A 20,196-nucleotide genomic window follows, 5' to 3' on the forward strand; every position below is an offset into this window, starting at 1 on the left:
TGATCGAGCATGGTCGTCATGCATCGTGGACCGTTCCGGACAGGTGTGCTCGCGCTCGGCTGCGCCGCGGGCCTCACCGCACTGACCGCCTGCGGTGGCGCGAGCCCTGCGGCCGACACACCTCCGTCGACGGTCACCTCGTACGTGACGGTCACCGAGACGGTCCCGGCCACCACCACGTCGCGGACCACGTCGGTGCCGGCAACGACCACGACGAATACGGCCGCGCCCTCGACCACCTCGCCGGTCGCGACCCCGTCGACCACCACGTCCGCAGCACCGGCCGTTCCCGTCGTCACGTCGGTGACCGTCCTGACCGAGCGTTCAGGACTCGGCCACCTCATCGGACCCGACATGTACGAGGCGACCTCGTGGGGGAAGGCGGGCGTCATCTTCCGGTGGCGGGCGCTGACCGCGGACGGTGAGCTCTGGAAGGAGACCTGCCAGGTGGTCTCGACGGTGACCGGCCCCGGCGGGTACGTCCACAACGACCGGAGCGCCGCCTGCTCGGGGCGGATGCGCGCCAACGAACTCGTGCTGGGGACCCCCGGTGTCTACACGGTCACGACCGAAGTCGTCGGACCCGAAGGACTTTCCACCGCCGTCGGCACGAAGACCTTCGAGATCTTCCCGGACAGCACCCCGTAGACCGGATCGACCTCCCGCAACGGCCGGGCACATGTTTCCGCCCCTCGGGGACCGGGAACGCACCAGTGAACCCGAGCCGCCGAACATGCTGGAGACACAATGACCGTTCTCGTCGTCACGGACAGTCCCGAAGGTCCGAGCCAGAAGATCGCCCGGCTCGTCGCCGACGCCCTGAGAGAGCGGGACATCGACGTCACCGTCGGTGACACCTCCGATCTCGAGCGGTCGGAGGAGTTCGAGGGCGTCGTCTTCGGAGGCGAGGTCGACGCCGGCGAGTACTCGCCCGATACCGCCGAACTGTTGTCGTCGCGGGCCTCAGGGCTGAGTCAGCAGCTCGTGTGGTTGTTCGCGGTGGTCGACGAAAGCGCCGAGGACACACCGGATCTGGTGTCCGAACTCGCCGCGCTCGACTATCGGTCGTTCGGTCCGTCCGCGGCCGAGGACGAGGTGCGGTCGTGGGCCGCCTTCATCGCCGATGAAATCGACGGACACAGCTGAACCCACACGTTCCCCCGAGCGAAGGGCCGCAATGCTGCACACGGATGTCGCGCCGGGCGTGCATCGCCTCGCGCACGCCGACGTCAACGTCTACCTGATCGAGGACGACGCCGGAGTGACCATCGTCGACACGGGACTGCCCGCGACCGCCGGTCGCATCGAGGAGGCGATCTCGCACATCGGTCGCCGGATCGACGACGTGCAGGGAGTCGTCCTCACGCACGCCCACTTCGATCACGTCGGGTCGGCGAAGCGGCTGCGTGAGCGGTGGCGGGTGCCGGTGTGGGCGCATCGCGACGAGAAGTTCCTCGCCGCCCATCCCTACCGCTACCAGCACGAACGCAACCGGCTGCTCTATCCCGTCCGGTATCCCGCCTGCATCCCCGTGCTCGCCCGCATGACCGTGGCCGGCGCGTTGTGGGTGCGCGGAGTCGACGACGTGACGCTCTTCCACGACTCCGAACCGCTCGACCTGCCGGGCCGCCCCGTTCCCCTGCACACCCCCGGCCACACCTACGGGCACTGCGCGCTGCATCTCCCCGATCGCGACACCGTGATCGTCGGCGACGCCATCGTCACCCTCGATCCGTACACGGGCAGGCACGGTCCGCAGATCGTCTCGGGTGCGGCGACCGCCGACAGCGCCACCGCCCTCGCCTCGCTGGCGGCCATCGCCGGCACCGGCGCGAAACATGTCCTCGTCGGCCACGGCGAACCCTGGCACGACGGCGCTGCGGCGGCCGTGGACCGAGCGGTGGCCGCCGGACCGAGCTGACGCATCGCGGTCGACTCCCGGGATCCGGGGACATGCCCGCGCGGCGCGGGCACACTGGCCGCATGAATGCTCTCGATGCCACTCTTCTGACCGGCGTCGCCCACCCGAAGCTCGAGGCCTTCTCACGGTTCGACGGAAGCTGGGATCTGCAGTGGAGCCGCCCCGGGGACGAGGAGGCACCCGCGTCACTGTGGGGAGAAGTGCACTTCGGCACCGTGCTCGGCGGGCGAGCGATCCAGGACGTGTGGATCGTCCCGGCCGGTGATCAGCAGTCGACCGAGGACGAGCGTTATTCGTTCCACGGCACCACGATCCGGTTCTTCGACGACGGGATCGGCGCCTGGCGTTCCACCTGGATCGAGCCGATCCACGGGCGCGTCCGCACGTTCGTCGGACGGCCGTCCGGCGACGAGATGCACCTGATCAGCACCGACGGCGACCCGTTCCTCCGGTGGCGGTTCACGGAGGTGGGCGCCGATCACTTCGTCTGGCTCGGCGAATACTCCGTCGACGAGGGACGCACCTGGATCCTCGAGGAGAAGATGGTCGCCACCCGGCGGTAGAAACGAGAAGAGGTTCCGACTCCCTGACGGGTGCCGGAACCTCTTCCGTGGCGGAAGCGGAGGGATTTGAACTCTCGGGAACCCTAAGCTTGGGACGCCGAAGTGCTCCTCACCTGCGAATTCACTACTTGCAGGGTCTCTCCAAATCACCTCAAATCGACAATGAGTGTGCCCAAAATGTGCCCACCCGAATGCCTACTGTTGCCTGGCCGGGTTCCGCTCCTAATGCAGTGGGTTCGAAATATCCATTCCGGACGCTTCCACCGACATGCCTGGTGGCCTCTCTCCAATAGTTCGACGAGCGACCTGTTAGAACGTTCTCAATGCCCATACAGCTCGAGGGTCTCGAGGAGACGCACCGATCCACTCGATGAGGCCTTCCTCCTCCAACGCTCGAAGGCGCTTAAGGACAGTCGGTCGAGTTAGATCAAGCCAAGTAGCAAGCTCTCCCGTTCCCATTGGCCCGCCCGCCACCCTCAGAGCATCGAGTACTTCCTGACTTCCTTGGGGAAGCCGTGCTGCCACCGCGGGCTCAAGCCTTGCTACAGCTTCTAGGCGAAGTCTCACACTGCCAGCATTTTGCGTGTAAACCGGATCGGTTAGCCCGACTCTTCGCATCTCATCAAAGATCCGCTTAATACCCTCGCCCAACTCTTGCCCAAGCCTGAGATCGGCGCATACTCTAGCAATTCGCGGATTACGCGCGTATCGACTGATCTCCAATGGCCTCGAAGGATCTGCAAGTCCAGGAAACCTACCAGGGCTCTCGATCTCAATACGATTGGGGTATATCTCAACTCGGATATGATCGCCCGCAAGACTGTAAGACCGGTGAATCACAGCGTTCACCAATCCCTCCAGCCATGCTTCACGTGGCACCAGGTCCTGACCCGTAAATGTGCCTCCTTCGTCCAGCCTCCGTCTCTTGGGGGCCAAATTTTCTATATAATCCACCGCACGTTGCAATGCTGTCGGTATCGGGCCTTCGATCCTAATGTCTGCATTATCGTCGAGGTTCAGCCGGGAGCCTACGCCCCTTTCGTTTGAAAGAAACCTGACGACGCGGATATAGGCTTCTGGGAACTCGTCTTGAGGATGCTCAGAAAAGAGCAGGTAGCCAGCGACTGTAACCTTTCCATCCCTGGTTAGGAGGCTACGGGCTTTAAGAATTGATTCGTCTGACGACGCCCCCGTGACATCCCGATAATTTTCGAGTAGAGGTCCCTGCAGGTCGCTGATTGTTACTTCAGAGATGGGATGACCATCAAATATCGACTGCCCTTTGTCGAACTCCAACTCTCGCCGCAACGTGTAATTCAACTTACGAGACTCGTCCCCAACTCTCAGGAAACAATCGCCGTTCTTCATTTCATGTACACGTTCACCTGGATCAACACGGAAGACCAAAATCTTGTCAACGTCTCCCTCGTCATTCACACACGCAAGGCTCTGAATATCACATCGAACGGGGGGTGTGGTGTGATCGATTGACGCTTGGCGAAGGTCATTCATCTTCGCCTCCCAGCGTTTCGTTCCCTCCACTTTCCCGTTGTAGAGGCCGACAGCAACGGTTCCGCCCTCTGCATTGGCAAAGGCAACCAACGCTTCGGCAAGCTTCTTTGGCTCGACCCGAGCGCTCTTCCTTTCGAACCACTGGTCCTCGCCAACAGCAGCCAGGGTCCGCCCTCGCTCACTGGCGGGAGAGTTCAAGATCCGATCGATTCCGTTAGCCGTCACATGGATACTCTAAGCTTTTTACAGCTCCTTGGCCCTACGCGTGCAACCCAACGCCCCACTTGCGAGTTGTGTTTAGAGTAGTCCTTCCTAGAGCCCCTCATTGAAGCAAAACTGCTGTTCAGAGCCTTAAGTGCTCCACTTTGCTCTTAATGAGTAGCTTTCGAGTACTTGTAAGTTCCTGCGATACGCCCAAGCACGGACCGCTCATAAGGACGTGCTCAACACCGCACCGTTCGATGCCAATCCTTCAGAGGAGACGACCGCCTCCTCAGGGCAGCGTCCAGGAGCGCGCTACTCAATGACGATGGGGGAAATGGGGGGAGATGCGAGCGGCCCAACCACCCTGACCAGCCAGAACGGTCCGTGTGGTGGTGGGGGGGAGACGGGGGGAGATCGGCCCTATGCCGAAGGTGGGCCGCTACCCCCCTGGGAGGGGCAGGGCCCCAGCGCGGCCTAGCCTCTGGCGGCGAGCAGTGGCTCTCGGGCCCCGGCGGCGGTTAGTCAGAGCGCTGGTCCGGCGCGTGCTGGCCGGTGAGCAGTTGCGCGTGGTTGAGGGTGACCGCGACAGCCGTCCATCCGCACCGGCACGTGAGGTGGAGCTGGCGTTCGCGGGGAAGATTGGTGACGGTGATCGGATGCTCGTCGCTGCCCACGAGCCCAAGCTGGTGCGGGGCCCGACCCAGCCACAGTCGCACGTCGAGGTTTCCGTGGCGCAGGCGTGGAGTGATCTGCGGTTGCGTCATCTGGTGTCTTTCCGAATAGAACCGGCCCGACCGACATAGTGGTTCGGCCGGGCCGGTAGCTGACAGGTCAGGGCTTGTCGTAGAGCCGGATGATTGCGGCCTGGTGTGGGAACGCGAAACCGACGCGCATCGTCGCTCGCACACCGATCCGGTCACTGGAGAAGTACGCGCTGGCGTCGACGTCGAGGGTGACGTCCTCACGCAGCACGACCTGGACGCGATCGCGGGGGATCGCCCAGATATCGCCGGCGGCGACGGCGGGGCTCGAGTACAGCGGCACACCAAGCACGGTCCGCTTGGTCGGGGCGGTGGGGTCGTTGCCGAGCAGTGGCTCGTTGCTGCCGGTGGCCTTCTTCACCTTCGCCATGGTCAGCACGGTCGTCGGGTTGGCGACGAACGCGGTGATCGTGGCACCGACCTGCTCAGCCTTCGACAGTGCCTCAGCGAACGGGTCGGTGTTGGTGATGGTCCCGCCGGTGTCGACACTCTGGCAGGCCGTCAGATCGAGCAGGCCGAGCGGCTGATCGTCGTTGCGGACGACAGGCGGGCCGTCGTCGGTGACGTTGGTGCCGAAGAACGCCGCATCGATCTGCTTGGCGATATCGCGGGCCAGCCCGGTCCCGACGATCTCCTGAGCGTGCGGGCTCGAGTCGTTGGCGAGTTCCCGGCTGATGATGGACAGGCCGGCGACCTTCGAGGGAGTGACGATCAGTTCGTCGAGGGTGGCGTCGCTCGGGCTGATCTCGGCGCCTTCCGCGGTCCACGCCGCGGTGGGATCGTCGGTGACAATCGGTACCCGGTAGCGGTGCGAGGCGGTCGGGACGACGGTCGCAATTTCCATCGCGACGGACGCAGCGGTGACGGGCTGAGTGATGAGAGCGCCGATGGTGTCGGGCAGGATGCCGGAGACATTGGTGCTCGAGGTGTAGAGGGCCATCAAAGGGACCTTTCGACGGGCGGCTGCAGCCGCGGACAAAGGGAGGGTTTGTCACGGCTGGCCTCTGGCCCGACCGGATGCCCCGCTGGGGCGAACGGTGGGTGATCTTCGGCGCCCGGCCTTCTCGATCACCCACCGTTCACTTTACCGGTGGCGGTGTGGATTCAGCACGTCCGCCCACGAGGGCAGCAGCGTGATGTTCCCGTCCTTGCCTTCGGTGTCCACGTGAACGCCGACGGGCGGACGTAAACCGAACTTGTCCTCGGCGGACCGCACCGCGGTGGCGACTGCGACCGGATCGACTGTGCCGTCGTCGGTGAGCATTTCGTCGAGGGTGGTGCCGTTCGCCCACACCGCGGCCGGTTTGACGTCGTGCTCCTGTTCGATGAGTTGCTCGACGATCGAGCGCCGCAACGTGTCGACCTGCTCGAGAGCCGCATCACGAGCCTTCTCCGCTTCGCGAAGCTTGCGTCGGTACTTCGCGGCCTCGGCGTTGCTGTTGGGATCCTGCTCACCATCGGAACCGGTAGTCGGCTGGTCCTGAGCCGAGGTGGTTTCGGTAGCGGCGTCGGCGGGCGATGCCGTAGCGGTGACTGTCTCCGGTGTTGCCGTGGTCGACTCCGCAGCAGCAGTGGTGGTCTGGGTGTCATTCATGATCGGTTTCTCCGTTCGTTTCGAGAGCGAGATAGTGGTCGAGGACGCCGCGCAAACCGGCCTGTCCGTTGACGGTGCACAGATCCGGATGGATTCCGTAGATCACCGCGCACAAGGCCAGAAGCAACTCGGTGACGCGTCCGGCGTCGCGGGCGTCGGTGAGCACGGCGTTCACACCGGCGACGAGGGTGCTGTCCGGGTTGGCGTGCATCAGCAGCGCCGCGGCCCTGCGGGTGTCCGCGGGCCCGAGAATCCCGGGGGTGGGTGTGCTCATCGCGTGGTCTTCCTCCCGGGCGTGGCGGTGGTTCGGTGGCGGTGGAGGCCGCGGCGAACGCGTTCGTCCTTGAGATCGGCCAGTAGAAGGCACCCACCGGTCCGGGAGAGCCGGGCGGCGAGCTGAGCGGCGTTATTGCGGTGGAGCAGCGACGCCGGTAGCGCAGCAACATAGATGGTGGTGTTCACGGGGAGTACTCCTTCGGAGCCCGACCGGCAGGCCGGGCTGTAGTGCGTACGGTGGCAGCCCACACGCCGTGGCCCTGGCGGCCCGCTTCGCCGGCGACGACGCGGCAGGCCTCAAGCACAGGACAGGTGAGACAGATTGCGGCGGCGGCGGCATGGCGGGCTCGGCGAGGCGACTGTCGACCAGCTCGGCGAACACCGCCAGGATCGGTGCTCGTCGGCCTCGTGGAGTCTGTGACGCCGTCACAGCACCCATTCCGTGGCCTCCTCGTCGTGCCACTCCTCCGCGTCCGAGTCGACGGAGACGGAGGCGGTGGCGGTGGCGCAGTACGGCTCGTGCTGAGGCCAGCCCGGCGCTGTCCCGGCACAGGTGCATCCACGGCGGTGGATCATCGGCCTGCCCCCACGACTCTGGCCAGGTGCGGCTTGCAGAGCAGACACGGCACCGTGCGGCCGTCGAGGTCTTCTCCGAGCCAGCCGTTCCGACATCGGTTGTCGTGCGCCGGCCGAGGTTCGTCGTCGATGCGCTCACCGGTTCGGTCGTGCTTCACGGAATGCTCCTTTCTGATGTAGTCGGCGTGGTCAGTGAGCACGACGGAGTCTGTTTTTCGGTCGAGTGTTGCGAGCGTCGAGGATCTTCCAGCGGACGCTGCTGTATGCCATGCCGTCGCTCAGCAGATCGGCGGCGCGGTCGCGTTCAGCCGGCCTGAGCCCTCCCGGGAGCTCACCGTCGATCCAACCCAGGGGATCTCGTTCAGGATCGATAGCCGGACTCGACGGAAGCGACCGCTTCGACTCAGACAGAGCTGGGAGCGGGACGTAGTCGCCGAACGCGAACTCCGATGCCTCGCTTTGTGCGAGCCGCTGCCCGGCTTCGAGGAAGCTGTTCACCTTCTCGTCCTGCCGGGACGGGCCCACGGCCCTGCCACGCGGACCAATCGAACCGTCGAGCCACTGCCCGACAGTTTGCTTCGTGATCGGCCGCCCCAACTCGTGAATGCCGACGAGTGCAGACTCGACACGTTCCGGGCTCTCGCCGCGTTCGTGGATTGCCCACTTCGCGATTCCTCGTACCGCAATGAAGTTGAACGCCTTCCCGACGCGCTCGTACGCCGCCGTCGTTACGCGCTGTTCGGGTGTCGATGTATTCAACGGCCTTGGCCCGGGAGACGGAACTGGTGAGCGCGTCGACTCGTCGACGATCTCAACATCAACAGGATCGGAATCAGAGAGTCTGAACAGGTCCGCGACCGACGAAGTCGGCGCATTCGGTTCAGCTGGGGCCCGTGGTTCCTCTGCGAAGTCAGCGCACCGCGGGTTTTCATTGATCTCTCCATTGATCCCTTCATTGATGGGGGGTAAGTGAGTTACCCCCTTCTCCGAAAGTGGATTACCCCCTTCCTGAAAACCGCTTACCCCCTTAGGGGGTAAATCAGTTACCCCCTTGTCGCGCTCCGAAGGGGGCAAGCCACTTACCCCCTTCGGAAGGGTGAGGCTGTAACAATTCGCCTTGCCGAAGCCCTGCGCGTTGCCACCCTGGGCTGTCAGCACAATCCACCCCGCGCGAGCCAGACGACGAAGGGCCTTCTTCGCAGTCGGAACCGAAACATGGGCAGCAGAACACAGAGTCGACAGGCTGGGGTGAGCATTCGTGAGGTCAGCACGCGCGTACGTGCTGAGATTGACGGCGACCCGATACTCGGCGTGCGTCAGGTCAGCACCCCGTAGCGCTTCCAGCCACGCAAACTTGTTCAGCGACCCACCGGCCACGGTTCAGCTCCACCTCTGAAAGTCGACGACGATCCACGCCACCGACTGAGCAATTAGTAGGACCGCGAGAAGGAGTTCAACAGGGCTCACAGATCCCCCTCCACCGCTACGAGATCGAGCCATTGCCGGTAGATCACGGTCAGCTCGTCAATCAGTTCGGGAATCCTCTCCGGTCGCAGTTCGGGGAAATCGATGGCGCCGGCAGGTTTCCCGAATGCGACCAGGTACTCCGAGTGCCGTCCGCCGCCGGTCGGGGACACGACTTCGAGCCGATCGAAGGTCAGACGTAGCTCCTCGCCAATCTCGGCTTCCGCCAACTGCTCAACACGTAGTTCGTCAGTGGGCGTGGTCGTCGTCTCATTGAGCTCGTGACGTTCGGCGAGAATGTCGCGCCGGATCCTGGGCACATCGGCGTCATCCCACAAGGGCAGTGAGCGCCATTGTTCGCGGAGTCGTCCGGCTTCGAGCGCTGCCGCTTCGATCTCGTCGCGCATGAGTCCCTGGTGATTGAGAATCTCGTCCGGAGTCGCTCCAATGCTTGCGAGCTGTTCCTCGAGATCGAAGAACGTAAGGTTGGACATGGGATCAGTCCCTTCTTGCTGGTTGGTTCGGGTCCTGGCGTCGTCGACGGAATTCGGGGTGGCAGCCCCTCCGTCGACGACGTTCCTCGTTTCAGTTCGTCCATCACCGGCGTCTTCCATCGCAGCCACTACGCGATGCCGGGCCGGTCATCGGTGCGCTGCATCAGGTTCGCTTCGGTCCAGGCGAGTACGTCCTCCCAGCGGTACAGCACCTTGCGACCGTGTTTGACGAACTTGGGCCCGATCCCCCGGTAACGGTCATTCGCGAGCTTGGATGTGTTGGTCCGTAGGTACTCCGCCACTTCCGACGGCGTCGCAAGTCCACCAACTACGACATTCAGAACTCTTGCCTCAGACATTCCCATCAGCCTTTCACTAGATTTATTGTGACGTGACAAGAAAACCAGCGAGCCGGAGGTATGTCAAGTACACGGGTATCTAGTACCTTGTGAACGTGACTCCGCAGAAGCCGTTGCCTGAGGTCGTGGGCATGAACGCACGCATCCATCGGCTACGCCACGGCACGAAGCTCGACGACGTCGCCCGATCAGCTCGCAATTACGGCCTGCGCTGGAGTACCGGCCGTGTCGGCGACCTCGAAAGTGGCCGAATGCCAACAACATTGCCAACTCTTCTAGCAGTCGCTCAAGCACTTGGCGACGCGACCGGCGAACCTATCTCCCTCTCCGATCTGACGCAGTTCGATGGATGGGTCGAAGTGAATCCAACGTTCATCGTTCGAGGCGATGCGATCGCGTCGGCGCTGAGTGGCCAGCCCATGAAGCTCAGGGCGAGGGATATCCGCGGAGTAACTGAGCAAGTCCGTAAGACTGCAAACCAAGCCTTCGAGCGGTGGGCAGAAGACAACGCCATGCTCGGTCGCTTTGGGGAGGATCTGCCGATCCTCGAAGTGCAGCGCGTCATGCATGAGGCTGGCGTGGCGGAACAACGGATAACCAAGGAACTGGAAGTCAGTGCGAACGTCCTCGCGGTGCTGTCGCTCAAATTATGGGGATCTTCCTTCTCAGCAGAACGAGATCGGCGAGCAGGCATCGACGCGAACGCGCAACGTCGAGGCCAGGTCACGCGTCAGATGAAGCAAGAGCTTCGCCGAGCCCTAGAGGAGCTGTCCCGTGGCGACGATTGAGTCGTACGACACAGCCGCCGGAAAGCGGTACATGGTGCGGTTCCGCACTCCAGACCGCACCCAATCGAAGAAACGCGGATTCAAGACCAAGCGGGACGCGGAGCGATTCGCCGCCACCGTCGAGGTCGAGAAGATGCGCGGCGAATACGTGCCGCCCTCTTTGGGTCGTATCACCGTAGATGAGCTGGCACCCGACTGGTTGACCCGCAAACAGGTCGACGTGAAGCCGTCGACGTACAACGCGATCGATTCGTCATGGAGGACACACGTTCAGCCACGGTGGGGATCGACGCGTATCACGGACATCAAACTGGGCATGGTCGAGCGGTGGATCGCGGATATGGGGCGCGACGAACTCGACGACGACGGACGGGTAGTGACCAATGGTTCTGGGGCCACCGTCGTGATCCGCGCATACGGAGTTCTCGCAGGCATCCTCGACGATGCGGTGAAGGACGGCCGGATCGTGAAGAACCCTGCTCGCGGAGTCGAGAACCTGCCACGCAAGTCGAAGCGGCGACACAAGTACCTGAGCGCAGAGGACGTCGCCGTGCTCGCACACGAAGCCGGAAGGAACGGCGCACTCGTCTTTGTGCTCGCCTACTGCGGCCTGCGGTGGGGTGAAGCAATCGCGCTACGGGTACGGGACGTCGATTTCCTGCGGCGGCGCCTCACCGTCCACGAGAACGCGGTGCAAGTCGGCACGAAGCACGTCGTCGGCACCACCAAAGGTGACAAGGTTCGGTCCGTGCCGGTGCCGGCGTTCGTGCTTGACGCGGTAGCGAAGCAGTGTGAAGGGCGAAGCCGGGACGATCTCGTGTTCCCCGGTCGTGACGGGAACCATATGCGACGGCCGGTCAGCCACACCGGATGGTTTCACCTCGCAGTGCAGCGCGCCGGCATCGAGCGAATCACCCCTCACGACCTGCGGCATACTGCGGCGTCCCTCGCCGTCTCTGCGGGAGTGAACGTGAAGGCACTCCAGCGGATGCTCGGGCACGCGTCGGCGGCGATGACACTCGACACCTACAGCGACCTGTTCGACGAGGATCTGGACGCCGTCGCAGCCACGCTCGATCAGGTCTATTCCATGGTCCGTGTGCCCAAAATGTGCCCACAAGGGACCGATGGCCACTCCCCTAAGCCACAAAAAAGCCCCTCACCTGCGTGAACAAGTGAGGGGCTGCGGCGGAAGCGGAGGGATTTGAACCCCCGTTGGTGTTACCCAAGCTCGCTTTCAAGGCGAGTGCATTCGGCCGCTCTGCCACGCTTCCGTGGCAGATCCTAACCGCTCGACGCAAGCAGGGCCTAACCGATTCGCGACCTCAGCGGTCGGCCAGAGTGTGCTCGACGCGCGCGAAGACCCGCGCCAGCATGTCGAGTTCGTCGGCCGACAGCAGGTCGATGAGGTAGTTGCGCACGTCGTCGACGTGGGTGGGGGCGGCCTCCGCCAGACGTCGCCGGCCCTCCTCGGTGATGGTGGCGAGCACACCGCGACCATCGTCGGGGCACGAGCTGCGCACGACCATCTTCTCCTGCTCCATCCGCCGGATCTGATGGGTGAGCCGGCTGCGTGAGGAGAGCACGCCGTCGGCGAGATCGCTCATGCGCAGGGCGCCGTCGGGGGCTTCGGAGAGCATGACCAGGATCCGATATTCCGCCAGCGACAGGTCGTGTCGGTCGTTGAGGGACCGACTGAGGGCGCTCATGAGACGGTTGTTGCCGTCCATGTAGAGACGCCAGGCCTCCTGCTCCTTTGCGGTCAACCACTTGGGTTCGTCTCGTTCGCTGGTCACGCCGGGAGTGTAATGCCGACGGCCCGATCCGGTTACCGCGCGGTAGCTTCGAGCAGGTGAGCGCGCCACGAGCGGAGTGACCGTCCCCTCACTGCCCCGCACGCGATAGCGTCGAACACATGTATGCAATCGTCGCCACCGAACCCGGTGGTCCAGAAGTTCTCCGGTGGACCGAGCAGCCCGACCCGGACCTGCCTCCCGGGCACGTACTTCTCGATGTTGCGGCGACCGCGGTCAACCGCGCCGACCTGCTGCAACGGCGCGGCCTCTACCCGCCGCCCCCGGGGGCGAGCGACATCCTGGGCCTCGAATGCTCCGGAGTGATCTCCGAACTCGGCGAGGGTGTGACGGGCTGGAACATCGGCGACAAGGTCTGTGCCCTCCTCACCGGTGGCGGTTACGCCGAGAAGGTCGCGGTCCCCGCCTCCCAGCTGCTGCCCGTCCCGAAGGGCATGGACGTCGCGGTCGCCGCGTCGCTTCCCGAGATCGCGTGCACGGTGTGGTCGAACGTCGTGATGACCGCCGGCCTGAAGCGCGGCGACGTCCTGCTCGTCCACGGTGGCGGCGGAGGCATCGGCACGCACGCCATCCAGGTGGGCAAGGCGCTCGGCGCAAAGGTGGCGGTGACGGCTTCGGCCGGCAAGCTCGACCGCTGCCGCGAACTCGGCGCCGACCTGGCGATCGACTACCGCGAACAGGACTTCGTCTCCGAGGTGCGCAACGCCTTCGGTGGCGCCGACGTCGTGCTCGACAACATGGGCGCGAAGTATCTGTCCCGGAACATCGACGTCCTCGCTCCCGACGGATGGCTCGTCGTCATCGGCATGCAGGGCGGCACCAAGGGCGAACTGCACCTCGGCAAGCTGCTCGCCAAGCGCGGTCACGTCGCCGCGACCGGCCTGCGCGGCCGTCCGGACTCGGGTCCGTCGGGCAAGAGCGAGATCATCGACTCCGTGCGCGCCAATCTGTGGCCGCTCATCGAGGAGGCGAAGGTCCATCCCGTCGTGCACGCCGAGCTGCCGATCACCGAGGCCGCCCGGGCACACGAACTGCTCGACAGCCCCGAGACCGTCGGGAAGGTCGTGCTGCGGATCGAACGCAACTAGAGGTTGCGGAGCTCGCGGACGAGCTGATCGACCTCGAAGCTCGTGGTGTAGGGGGCGAGGCCGATGCTCACCGCTCCCCCTTCGTCGCTGACGCCGAGGGAGTCGAGGAGCCGGCTCGATCCGCGGGTGCTCGCCACCGTCGCGATGCGGCGGTCGGCGAGATGCGCGGCGACCTTCTCGGCCGGGACGCCGTCGACGGTGAAGCTGAGGGTGGGGACGCGGCTCGATGCGCGGCCGAGCACGATCACGCCGGTGAGGCTGTCGAGCTGCCGCATGAGGCGGTCGAACAGCACGTCCTGGTAGTTCTGCATCGAGCTGATCGAGATGTCGAGACGCTCGCGGCGCGTACCGGTGGCGTCGTCGTCCAGTGAGGCGATGAAGTCGATGGACGCGGGGATACCGGCGAGCAGACCGAACTGGTGACCGCCCACCTCGAGACGTTCGGCGCCGCGTGCGTGCGGGTTCAGCGACATCGCCGGGACTCGTTCGAGATGCGAGGGGTCGGCGAAGACGAGCGCACCGATCTGCGGTCCGCCCCATGCGGCGATGTCGACGGTGATGACGTCGGCGCCGAGATCGTCGATGTCGACGTGGGCGTAGGGGGCGGCGCCGGCGGCGTCGACGACCATGAGCCCACCGACCTCGTGGACGAGATCCGCGACGACCCGCACGTCGGGCGCGGTGCCGACGATCGACGACGCCGCGGTGAGCGCGACGAGCCGGGTGGTGGGCGTGATGAGTTCCTCGTACTGCCAGGTGGGCAGTTCGCACGTCTCGATCTCGACCTCGGCCCAGCGCACCTGCGCGCCGTAGCGGCTCGCGACCCGCAACCAGGGAGCGATGTTCGCCTCGTCGTCGAGCCGCGAGAGCACCATGCCGGTGCCGAGCCCGAGGCGGGAACTGAGCGCTTCGGCGAGCCAGGCGAGCAGCACCGCGTGGCTCGGACCCAGGACGACGCCGTCCGGGTCGGCACCCACGAGTTCCGCGACCGCGACGCGCGCCTCCTGGAGGATCGCGGCGCTGCGACGCGACGACAGGTGCCGTCCGGTCGACGACGCGGCCGAGTTGCGGAAGGCAGTGGACACGGTGCGCGACACCACGTCGGGGATCTGCATACCGGCCCGTGGATCGAGATGGATCCACCCGTCCCCGAGCGAGGGGATCAACCCCCGGATCCGGGCAACGTCGTAAGCCATGGCAGACACTCTAGGTCCCGATGTCAATCGGGACGCGCCGTACCTGCACTCGGCGTTGCCGTCTCGGTAGGCTCGATCGGGGTACCCGGCACTCCGGGACCTTCGGGCAACCGGGCACCCCCGGGGTGGGAAAGGGAGAATGGAGCCATGACGCATCCGGACAACGACCAGGTTCTCGTGATCGGACCCGACGGCCGACCCATCCGTGTCTCCCGTGAGGAGGCGGCCCGCGTGGAGGCCGACGGCCGACCGGAGGAGGAGAAGACCGAGAACGGCGGCGAATCCCTGGCCGACATGGTCGAGCAGCCGGCGAAGGTCATGCGGATCGGCACCATGATCAAACAGCTCCTCGAAGAGGTGAAGGCCGCGCCGCTCGACGACGCCAGCCGCACCCGGCTCAAGGACATCCACCTGTCGTCCATCCGCGAACTCGGTCAGGGCCTCGCCCCCGACCTGCGGGAAGAACTCGAGCGGCTCGCGCTGCCCTTCGGTGAGGACGCAGTGCCCTCCGACGCCGAGCTGCGCATCGCGCAGGCCCAGCTCGTCGGCTGGCTCGAAGGTCTGTTCCACGGCATCCAGACGGCGCTGTTCGCTCAGCAGATGGCCGCTCGTGCCCAGCTCGAGCAGATGCGTCAGGGAGCCCTCCCGTCCGGTGCCGTGCACGGCGGTCACGGCCAGAACGATCAGCAGATCCCCGGCCAGACCCACCCCGGAACCGGCCAGTACCTGTAGTCCCACCGGGTACGCCCCGGGACTCGGGTATCGGCGCGACGGGTACGCTCGGGTCCCGTGTCAGCGTCTGGAGCAGCATCGTGAGTCGGGTCAGCATCGAAACGCGCGGCGCGTGCGTCGACTTTCCCATCTTCGACGCCAAGACCCGCTCCTTGAAGAAGGCCTTCCTGGGTAAGGCGGGCGGAGCGATCGGCCGCAACAACTCCGACGTCGTGATCGTCGAGGCTCTGCGCGACATCACGATGTCGCTGAAGGAAGGCGACCGCGTCGGGCTCGTCGGCCACAACGGCGCCGGCAAGTCCACGCTGCTGCGTCTGCTCTCGGGGATCTACGAGCCCACCCGCGGCCACGCCCGGGTGAAGGGCCGCGTCGCGCCGGTGTTCGACCTCGGCGTCGGCATGGACCCGGAGATCTCCGGCTACGAGAACATCGTCATCCGCGGCATGTTCCTCGGGATGAGCCGCAAGCAGATGCTGGCCAAGGTCGACGAGATCGCCGAGTTCACCGAGCTCGGCGACTACCTCAACATGCCGTTGCGCACCTACTCGACCGGTATGCGGGTGCGCGTCGCGCTCGGTGTGGTCACCAGCATCGACCCCGAGATCCTGCTGCTCGACGAGGGCATCGGCGCGGTCGACGCGGAGTTCATGAAGAAGGCGCGCGTGCGTCTGCAGGATCTCGTCGCGCGTTCGGGCATCCTCGTGTTCGCCAGCCACTCCAACGAGTTCCTCGCCCAGCTGTGCGACCAGGCGATGTGGATCGATCACGGCCAGATCCGCGAGCAGGGCGACATCGAGCACGTGGTGCGCGCCTACGAGGGCGACGAGGCCGGCGATCACGTGCGCACGATCCTCCACGAGCTCGAGCGTGAGCGGATCGCGAAGTCCGCCCACGACGCCGCGGCCTCGACGGGTTCGAACGGTGGCTGACGAACGGATCATCGGCGTCGTCGTCACGCACCGCCGTCGTGAGCTGCTGGCGGATTCGCTGAAAGTTCTTGCCTCGCAGTCCCGTCCGCTCGACCATCTCGTGGTGGTCGACAACGGCGACGAGGACGCGGTGCGCGAGCTCGTCGACGCCGTGGACCTGCCCACGAGTTATCTCGGTTCGAAGCACAATCTCGGCGGCGCGGGCGGCTTCGCCCTCGGCATCCTGTACGCACTGTCGCTCGGCGCCGACCGGGTGTGGCTCGCCGACGACGACGGCCGCCCCGAGGGACCGGACGTGCTCGCGACGCTGCTCGACTGCGCGCAGCGCAACGGCCTGGCCGAGGTGTCGCCGGTCGTGTGCGACATCGCGCAACCCGATCGCCTCGCCTTCCCGCTGCGCCGCGGTGTGGTGTGGCGGCGATGGCGGCACGAACTCGGCGACGAGGACCTGCTGCCCGGCATCGCCTCGTTGTTCAACGGCGCCCTCTTCACGGCCGCGGCGATCGACGCGGTGGGCGTGCCCGACCTGCGCCTGTTCGTCCGCGGCGACGAGGTCGAGGTGCACCGCCGTCTCGTCCGGTCGGGCCTGCCGTTCGGCACCTGTTTGCAGACCGCCTACCTGCACCCGGACGGTGCCGACGAGTTCAAGCCGATCCTCGGTGGCCGGATGCACACGCAGTATCCGGACAACGACACCAAGCGGTTCTTCACCTACCGCAACCGCGGCTACCTGCTCTCGCAGCCGGGACTGCGCCGGTTGCTGCCCCAGGAATGGGTGCGGTTCGGCTGGTACTTCCTGATCACCCGCCGCGACCCGGCCGGCCTGCGCGAGTGGATCCGGCTGCGCAGACTCGGGCGCGAGGAGAGGTTCGAACGGCCCTGACTTCGGCGCTGCTCAGTCGGTGACGACCGTCTGCGCGGCGATCTCCTTGAGTTTCGCGTTCGCCCAGCGCAGTTGACGCAGGGTCTGGGGATGGCAGCGTTTCGAGAGGGCGAGCAGTTCGCGGTCGCTCAGGGCCTGCGCCGTCTGGGCGAGGATCTCCCAGTCGAGCGAGACGCCCGCCGCCATGCGGTGCACGGTGCGCAGATCCCGCAGCAACAGGACACTCGGGGCGTGCCGGCGTCCGAGCATCTCGCTTCCCTTCCGCCGCACCTCTGCGAGCACCTCGTGGACGCCCTGGGGCTCGTCGTCGAGATCGAGGTCGTAGTCGTGACCGACGCGGGCGAGTTCGTGCACGTGCTGCTGCGACCAGCCGGCGATGTCACGCGCCACGTGGAAGATCTCGTGGTCGACCTTGTGCCGGTCCGCGGTGCGCAGCAGCTCGGTCGCCAGGTCGTTCTCCGATCGGTGCAGTTCACGGATCGCCAGGGAGACCTTGTTCATCGCGGCCCTCCGTCGTCGAGCGTCTCGGTGATTTCGGCGTCCGGTCCACCCGAAGTGGCGGGCACGGTGCCGGAGACGGGCGCCGAGGCGGTGGTGGTCGGCGCCGCGGACGGCCCGTCGTCGGCGACGGCGACCCGTTCGACGCGCGCGGCACCCGACTTGAACAGGGGTTGCTTCGACGCCGGGTCCCAGTCGGTGAAGGTCAGTTCGTTGGCCGCGCGCCCCTCGAGCGCCGGTTCGTGACCCGCGGGGGTGTCCCAGTAGCCGTAGTGGAACGGCAGGAACAGCACCCCGGTCCGGATCCCGCTGATCCGCAGCCGCGCGGTGACGTGCCCGCGCGGGGTGTCGACCCGCAGCAGGTCGCCCTCCGACCATCCGTGCCGCTCGGCGTCGCTCGCCGACATCTCCACCCACACCTCCGGGGCGGCGCGTTGCAGTTGCGGGGCGCGACCGGTCTTCGTGCGGGTGTGGAAGTGGTAGAGCGTGCGGCCGGTGGTGAGCAGATAGGGATACTCGTCGGAGACCGTCTCGTGCGGGGGAAGATACTCACCCGCCTTGATGATCGCCTTGCCGAAGGGGTTCAGCGCCCGATACTCGGGGGGTTCGACCGGCGCCCCGGTGACCATGTCCCGTCCGTAGTTCTCGCAGTAGTCCGGTGCGGCCCAGAACTTTCCGCCCTCGTAGAGACGTTCGGTCCCGTCGGGAGCGTCGGCGTTGCACGGCCACTGGATTCCGCTTCCGCCACGGAGTTTCTCGTAGGTGATGCCCGTGTAGTCGCAGGGCCGCCCGGCCGTGCACTCCTTCCACGCCTCGAAGGCCTCCTCGGGCGTGGACCACTTCACGAGCGGGTCGCCGTCCTTGTCCCGCAGGTCGAGCCGGCGCGCGTAGTCGACGAAGATGTCGAGATCGGGCCTGGCCTGCCCGGGTGGTTCGACGGCCTTCTCCGACAGGTGCACGGTCCGGTCGGTGTTGGTGAACGTGCCGGTCTTCTCACCCCAGGTCGCAGCGGGCAGGACGACGTCGGCGAGTTGCGCGGTCTCCGACAGGAAGATGTCCTGCACCACGAGGAAGAGCCTGTCCTGGGTGAGGATCTCGCGCACCCGGCGCAGTTCCGGCAGGGACACGGCCGGGTTCGTCCCGCTCACGTAGAGGAAGCGGATCGAGCCGTCCTCGACATACCGCATCATCTGCATCAGGTGGGTGGGGGCGGTGTAGTGCGGGATCCGCATCGGATCGATGTTCCACACCCGGGCGAGGTCCTCGACGTGCGACTCGTTGGCCCAGTTGCGGAAGGCCGGCAGGTCGCCGTCGGCTCCGCATTCACGGGTGTTCTGCGCGGTGGGCTGCCCGTTCATCTGGAGGACTCCGCACCCGGGCCTGCCGAGCATGCCGCGCACGAGATGGATGTTGTTCACCTGCACGGCGGCCGCGGTGGCCTGATGGGACTGGTAGAAGCCCTGCAGGACCGTCGAGAGCAGCCGCTCCGCCGTGCCGAGCAGTCGAGCGGCCTCCCGCAGATCCTCGATGGGGACGTCGCAGATCTCGACGGCCTTCTCGAGGGGATAGTCGTCGAGCTGGGTGCGCAGTTCGTCGAATCCGACGGTGTGGTCCTCGATGTACTTCTCGTCGATCCACCCGCGTCGCAGGATCTCGTGGAGCAGCCCGTTCATGAGGACGACGTTGGTGCCCGGGCGCGGGGCGAGGTGCACCGTCGCGGCCCGCGCGACCGGCGTCCGCCGCGGATCCACACAGATCACGGCCGGCGGGTTCGGTCCGGCGAGCCGGTCGAGGATCCGCGTCCATGTCACCGTCTGTGTCTCGGCCATGTTGTGTCCGTACAGCGCGATGACGTCGGCATGGTCGATGTCGGTGTAGGAGCCGGGCGGCCGTCGCACCCGAAGGACTGTTTGAGGGCAGCTGCCGCCGTCGCCGTGCACAGCCTCGTGTTGCCGTCCATGTGGTTGGTGCCGATGCCACCGTGCCCGATGAGCGCGAGGGTGTAGTACTCCTCCAGGAACAACTGTCCGGTGGTGTAGAAGCCGACCGAGCTGGGGCCGCGCTCGTCGAGCAGCTGCTTCGTGCGACCGGCGACGGCATCCATCGCGGTGTCCCAGTCGGTCTCGACGAGCTTGCCGTCGCGGCGGATCAGCGGGGTGGTGAGCCGGTCCTCCGAGTGGTTCGCCTGCCAGCCGAACAGGTCCTTGGGGCCGAGCCGGCCGTGGTTGACCCGGTCGACGGCGCGTCCGCGCACCCCCACCATGCGCCCGTCCTTGACGGCGATGTCGAGGCCGTCGCCGTTGGAATGCAGGATGGTCGCCGACTGCACCCACCTGTCGACGTCGTCCTCGGTCAGTCCGTCGGCGAGATAGGTGTCGACGCGGGTGGGCCAGTGTTCCCCGGGTCCGTAGGGTGTGCGCGAACCCCACGGATCCGCGATGCGATCCACGGTGGTCATGTCCCGGCGGTACCCGGGGTGGGCAGTACCAAACACCCCGCGCGTCGTCGCAGGCAGCGGTCTCGATTCCGTCGCAACAATCCGGC

At 65.8% G+C, this 20,196-nt stretch carries 23 protein-coding genes, 1 tRNA gene and 2 pseudogenes; 10 read left to right on the top strand and 16 right to left on the bottom strand.

Annotated features, from left to right (window positions below):
- Window positions 1–18 precede the first annotated feature (18 nt).
- The 4 genes from ACPCXD_RS10580 (at window position 19) to ACPCXD_RS10595 (ending at window position 2,484) form a co-directional block, all read left to right on the top strand.
- Complete coding sequence (locus tag ACPCXD_RS10580; RefSeq protein WP_423659478.1) at window positions 19–648, top strand: hypothetical protein; 630 nt, start codon at window positions 19–21, stop codon at window positions 646–648.
- 99 nt (window positions 649–747) lie between these two features.
- Window positions 748–1,146: a flavodoxin domain-containing protein gene (locus ACPCXD_RS10585; RefSeq protein ID WP_106200769.1), complete on the top strand. Its 399-nt coding sequence runs from the start codon at window positions 748–750 to the stop codon at window positions 1,144–1,146.
- A gap of 31 nt (window positions 1,147–1,177) precedes the next feature.
- Entirely contained in the window at window positions 1,178–1,921 is a 744-nt protein-coding gene (locus ACPCXD_RS10590) for an MBL fold metallo-hydrolase (protein ID WP_088899634.1), read from the top strand.
- Between the two features lie 62 nt (window positions 1,922–1,983).
- Window positions 1,984–2,484 (top strand): hypothetical protein, encoded by a 501-nt coding sequence (locus ACPCXD_RS10595; RefSeq protein WP_261379860.1) that lies wholly within the window; start codon window positions 1,984–1,986, stop codon window positions 2,482–2,484.
- Window positions 2,485–2,793: 309 nt separating this feature from the next.
- On the opposite strand, the gene ACPCXD_RS10600 is transcribed toward ACPCXD_RS10595, so the two are convergent.
- From ACPCXD_RS10600 to ACPCXD_RS10650, 11 genes and pseudogenes are all read right to left on the bottom strand, one after another.
- Entirely contained in the window at window positions 2,794–4,221 is a 1,428-nt protein-coding gene (locus ACPCXD_RS10600; protein WP_423659480.1) for an ATP-binding protein, read from the bottom strand.
- Window positions 4,222–4,718: 497 nt separating this feature from the next.
- Window positions 4,719–4,964, bottom strand: a complete 246-nt coding sequence (locus ACPCXD_RS10605; RefSeq protein WP_423659482.1) for a hypothetical protein — start codon at window positions 4,962–4,964, stop codon at window positions 4,719–4,721.
- A gap of 67 nt (window positions 4,965–5,031) precedes the next feature.
- Entirely contained in the window at window positions 5,032–5,901 is an 870-nt protein-coding gene (locus ACPCXD_RS10610; RefSeq protein WP_423659484.1) for a phage major capsid protein, read from the bottom strand.
- 144 nt (window positions 5,902–6,045) lie between these two features.
- Window positions 6,046–6,555, bottom strand: a complete 510-nt coding sequence (locus tag ACPCXD_RS10615; RefSeq protein WP_423659485.1) for a hypothetical protein — start codon at window positions 6,553–6,555, stop codon at window positions 6,046–6,048.
- Window positions 6,548–6,829 carry a hypothetical protein gene (locus tag ACPCXD_RS10620; protein WP_423659487.1) on the bottom strand — a complete coding sequence of 94 codons (282 nt, stop codon included), beginning with the start codon at window positions 6,827–6,829 and terminating at the stop codon, window positions 6,548–6,550. Before ACPCXD_RS10620 ends, ACPCXD_RS10615 begins: the two co-directional genes overlap by 8 nt.
- The gene (locus ACPCXD_RS10625) at window positions 6,826–7,017 is read right to left on the bottom strand and encodes a hypothetical protein (protein ID WP_423659489.1); all 192 of its coding nucleotides are present in this window, start codon (window positions 7,015–7,017) and stop codon (window positions 6,826–6,828) included. Before ACPCXD_RS10625 ends, ACPCXD_RS10620 begins: the two co-directional genes overlap by 4 nt.
- Window positions 7,014–7,172, bottom strand: a pseudogene (locus ACPCXD_RS10630) (WhiB family transcriptional regulator); the annotation flags it as partial. The pseudogene ACPCXD_RS10630 and the gene ACPCXD_RS10625, both read right to left, overlap by 4 nt.
- 85 nt (window positions 7,173–7,257) lie before the next feature.
- Window positions 7,258–7,407, bottom strand: a complete 150-nt coding sequence (locus tag ACPCXD_RS10635) for a hypothetical protein (RefSeq protein ID WP_423659777.1) — start codon at window positions 7,405–7,407, stop codon at window positions 7,258–7,260.
- Window positions 7,408–7,596: 189 nt separating this feature from the next.
- Window positions 7,597–8,565: a hypothetical protein gene (locus ACPCXD_RS10640; protein ID WP_423659491.1), complete on the bottom strand. Its 969-nt coding sequence runs from the start codon at window positions 8,563–8,565 to the stop codon at window positions 7,597–7,599.
- A gap of 305 nt (window positions 8,566–8,870) precedes the next feature.
- A complete protein-coding gene (locus tag ACPCXD_RS10645) occupies window positions 8,871–9,494 on the bottom strand; it encodes a hypothetical protein (protein ID WP_423659493.1) in 624 nt (207 codons plus the stop codon).
- Complete coding sequence (locus ACPCXD_RS10650; protein WP_423659494.1) at window positions 9,494–9,730, bottom strand: helix-turn-helix transcriptional regulator; 237 nt, start codon at window positions 9,728–9,730, stop codon at window positions 9,494–9,496. The genes ACPCXD_RS10645 and ACPCXD_RS10650 overlap by 1 nt, the downstream gene beginning before the upstream one ends.
- 89 nt (window positions 9,731–9,819) lie before the next feature.
- Here ACPCXD_RS10650 and ACPCXD_RS10655 point away from each other — a divergent pair, with 89 nt between their 5' ends.
- Complete coding sequence (locus ACPCXD_RS10655; RefSeq protein ID WP_423659496.1) at window positions 9,820–10,512, top strand: hypothetical protein; 693 nt, start codon at window positions 9,820–9,822, stop codon at window positions 10,510–10,512.
- Window positions 10,499–11,683: a site-specific integrase gene (locus tag ACPCXD_RS10660; RefSeq protein ID WP_423659498.1), complete on the top strand. Its 1,185-nt coding sequence runs from the start codon at window positions 10,499–10,501 to the stop codon at window positions 11,681–11,683. The genes ACPCXD_RS10655 and ACPCXD_RS10660 overlap by 14 nt, the downstream gene beginning before the upstream one ends.
- Window positions 11,684–11,701: 18 nt before the next feature.
- On the opposite strand, the gene ACPCXD_RS10665 is transcribed toward ACPCXD_RS10660, so the two are convergent.
- Window positions 11,702–11,786, bottom strand: a tRNA-Ser gene (locus tag ACPCXD_RS10665).
- 51 nt (window positions 11,787–11,837) lie between these two features.
- Entirely contained in the window at window positions 11,838–12,308 is a 471-nt protein-coding gene (locus ACPCXD_RS10670; protein ID WP_060652229.1) for a MarR family winged helix-turn-helix transcriptional regulator, read from the bottom strand.
- 119 nt (window positions 12,309–12,427) lie between these two features.
- Here ACPCXD_RS10670 and ACPCXD_RS10675 point away from each other — a divergent pair, with 119 nt between their 5' ends.
- On the top strand, window positions 12,428–13,414 hold the full coding sequence (locus tag ACPCXD_RS10675; RefSeq protein WP_423659501.1) for an NAD(P)H-quinone oxidoreductase: 987 nt from the start codon (window positions 12,428–12,430) through the stop codon (window positions 13,412–13,414).
- Here the strand turns inward: ACPCXD_RS10675 and ACPCXD_RS10680 are convergent.
- Complete coding sequence (locus ACPCXD_RS10680) at window positions 13,411–14,610, bottom strand: cysteine desulfurase-like protein (RefSeq protein ID WP_016692666.1); 1,200 nt, start codon at window positions 14,608–14,610, stop codon at window positions 13,411–13,413. The genes ACPCXD_RS10675 and ACPCXD_RS10680 overlap by 4 nt on opposite strands.
- Before the next feature lie 147 nt (window positions 14,611–14,757).
- Here ACPCXD_RS10680 and ACPCXD_RS10685 point away from each other — a divergent pair, with 147 nt between their 5' ends.
- The 3 genes from ACPCXD_RS10685 (at window position 14,758) to glfT1 (ending at window position 17,154) form a co-directional block, all read left to right on the top strand.
- A complete protein-coding gene (locus tag ACPCXD_RS10685; protein ID WP_016692665.1) occupies window positions 14,758–15,342 on the top strand; it encodes a bacterial proteasome activator family protein in 585 nt (194 codons plus the stop codon).
- 77 nt (window positions 15,343–15,419) lie between these two features.
- Window positions 15,420–16,271, top strand: coding sequence for a galactan export ABC transporter ATP-binding subunit Wzt/RfbE (gene wzt, locus ACPCXD_RS10690; RefSeq protein WP_423659761.1), 852 nt, complete (start codon window positions 15,420–15,422; stop codon window positions 16,269–16,271).
- Window positions 16,264–17,154, top strand: a complete 891-nt coding sequence (gene glfT1 / locus ACPCXD_RS10695; RefSeq protein WP_016692663.1) for a galactofuranosyltransferase GlfT1 — start codon at window positions 16,264–16,266, stop codon at window positions 17,152–17,154. The genes wzt and glfT1 overlap by 8 nt, the downstream gene beginning before the upstream one ends.
- A gap of 12 nt (window positions 17,155–17,166) precedes the next feature.
- Here glfT1 and ACPCXD_RS10700 read toward each other — a convergent pair whose 3' ends face one another.
- Both ACPCXD_RS10700 and ACPCXD_RS10705 read right to left on the bottom strand, forming a co-directional pair.
- On the bottom strand, window positions 17,167–17,655 hold the full coding sequence (locus tag ACPCXD_RS10700) for a hypothetical protein (protein ID WP_160877298.1): 489 nt from the start codon (window positions 17,653–17,655) through the stop codon (window positions 17,167–17,169).
- Window positions 17,652–20,110 (bottom strand): annotated as a pseudogene (locus tag ACPCXD_RS10705) (molybdopterin oxidoreductase family protein). Before ACPCXD_RS10705 ends, ACPCXD_RS10700 begins: the two are co-directional and overlap by 4 nt.
- Window positions 20,111–20,196: the final 86 nt, after the last annotated feature.

The sequence above is a fragment of the Rhodococcus sp. AB351 genome, assembly GCF_049538275.1.
In the GTDB taxonomy this organism is placed as follows: domain Bacteria; phylum Actinomycetota; class Actinomycetes; order Mycobacteriales; family Mycobacteriaceae; genus Rhodococcus.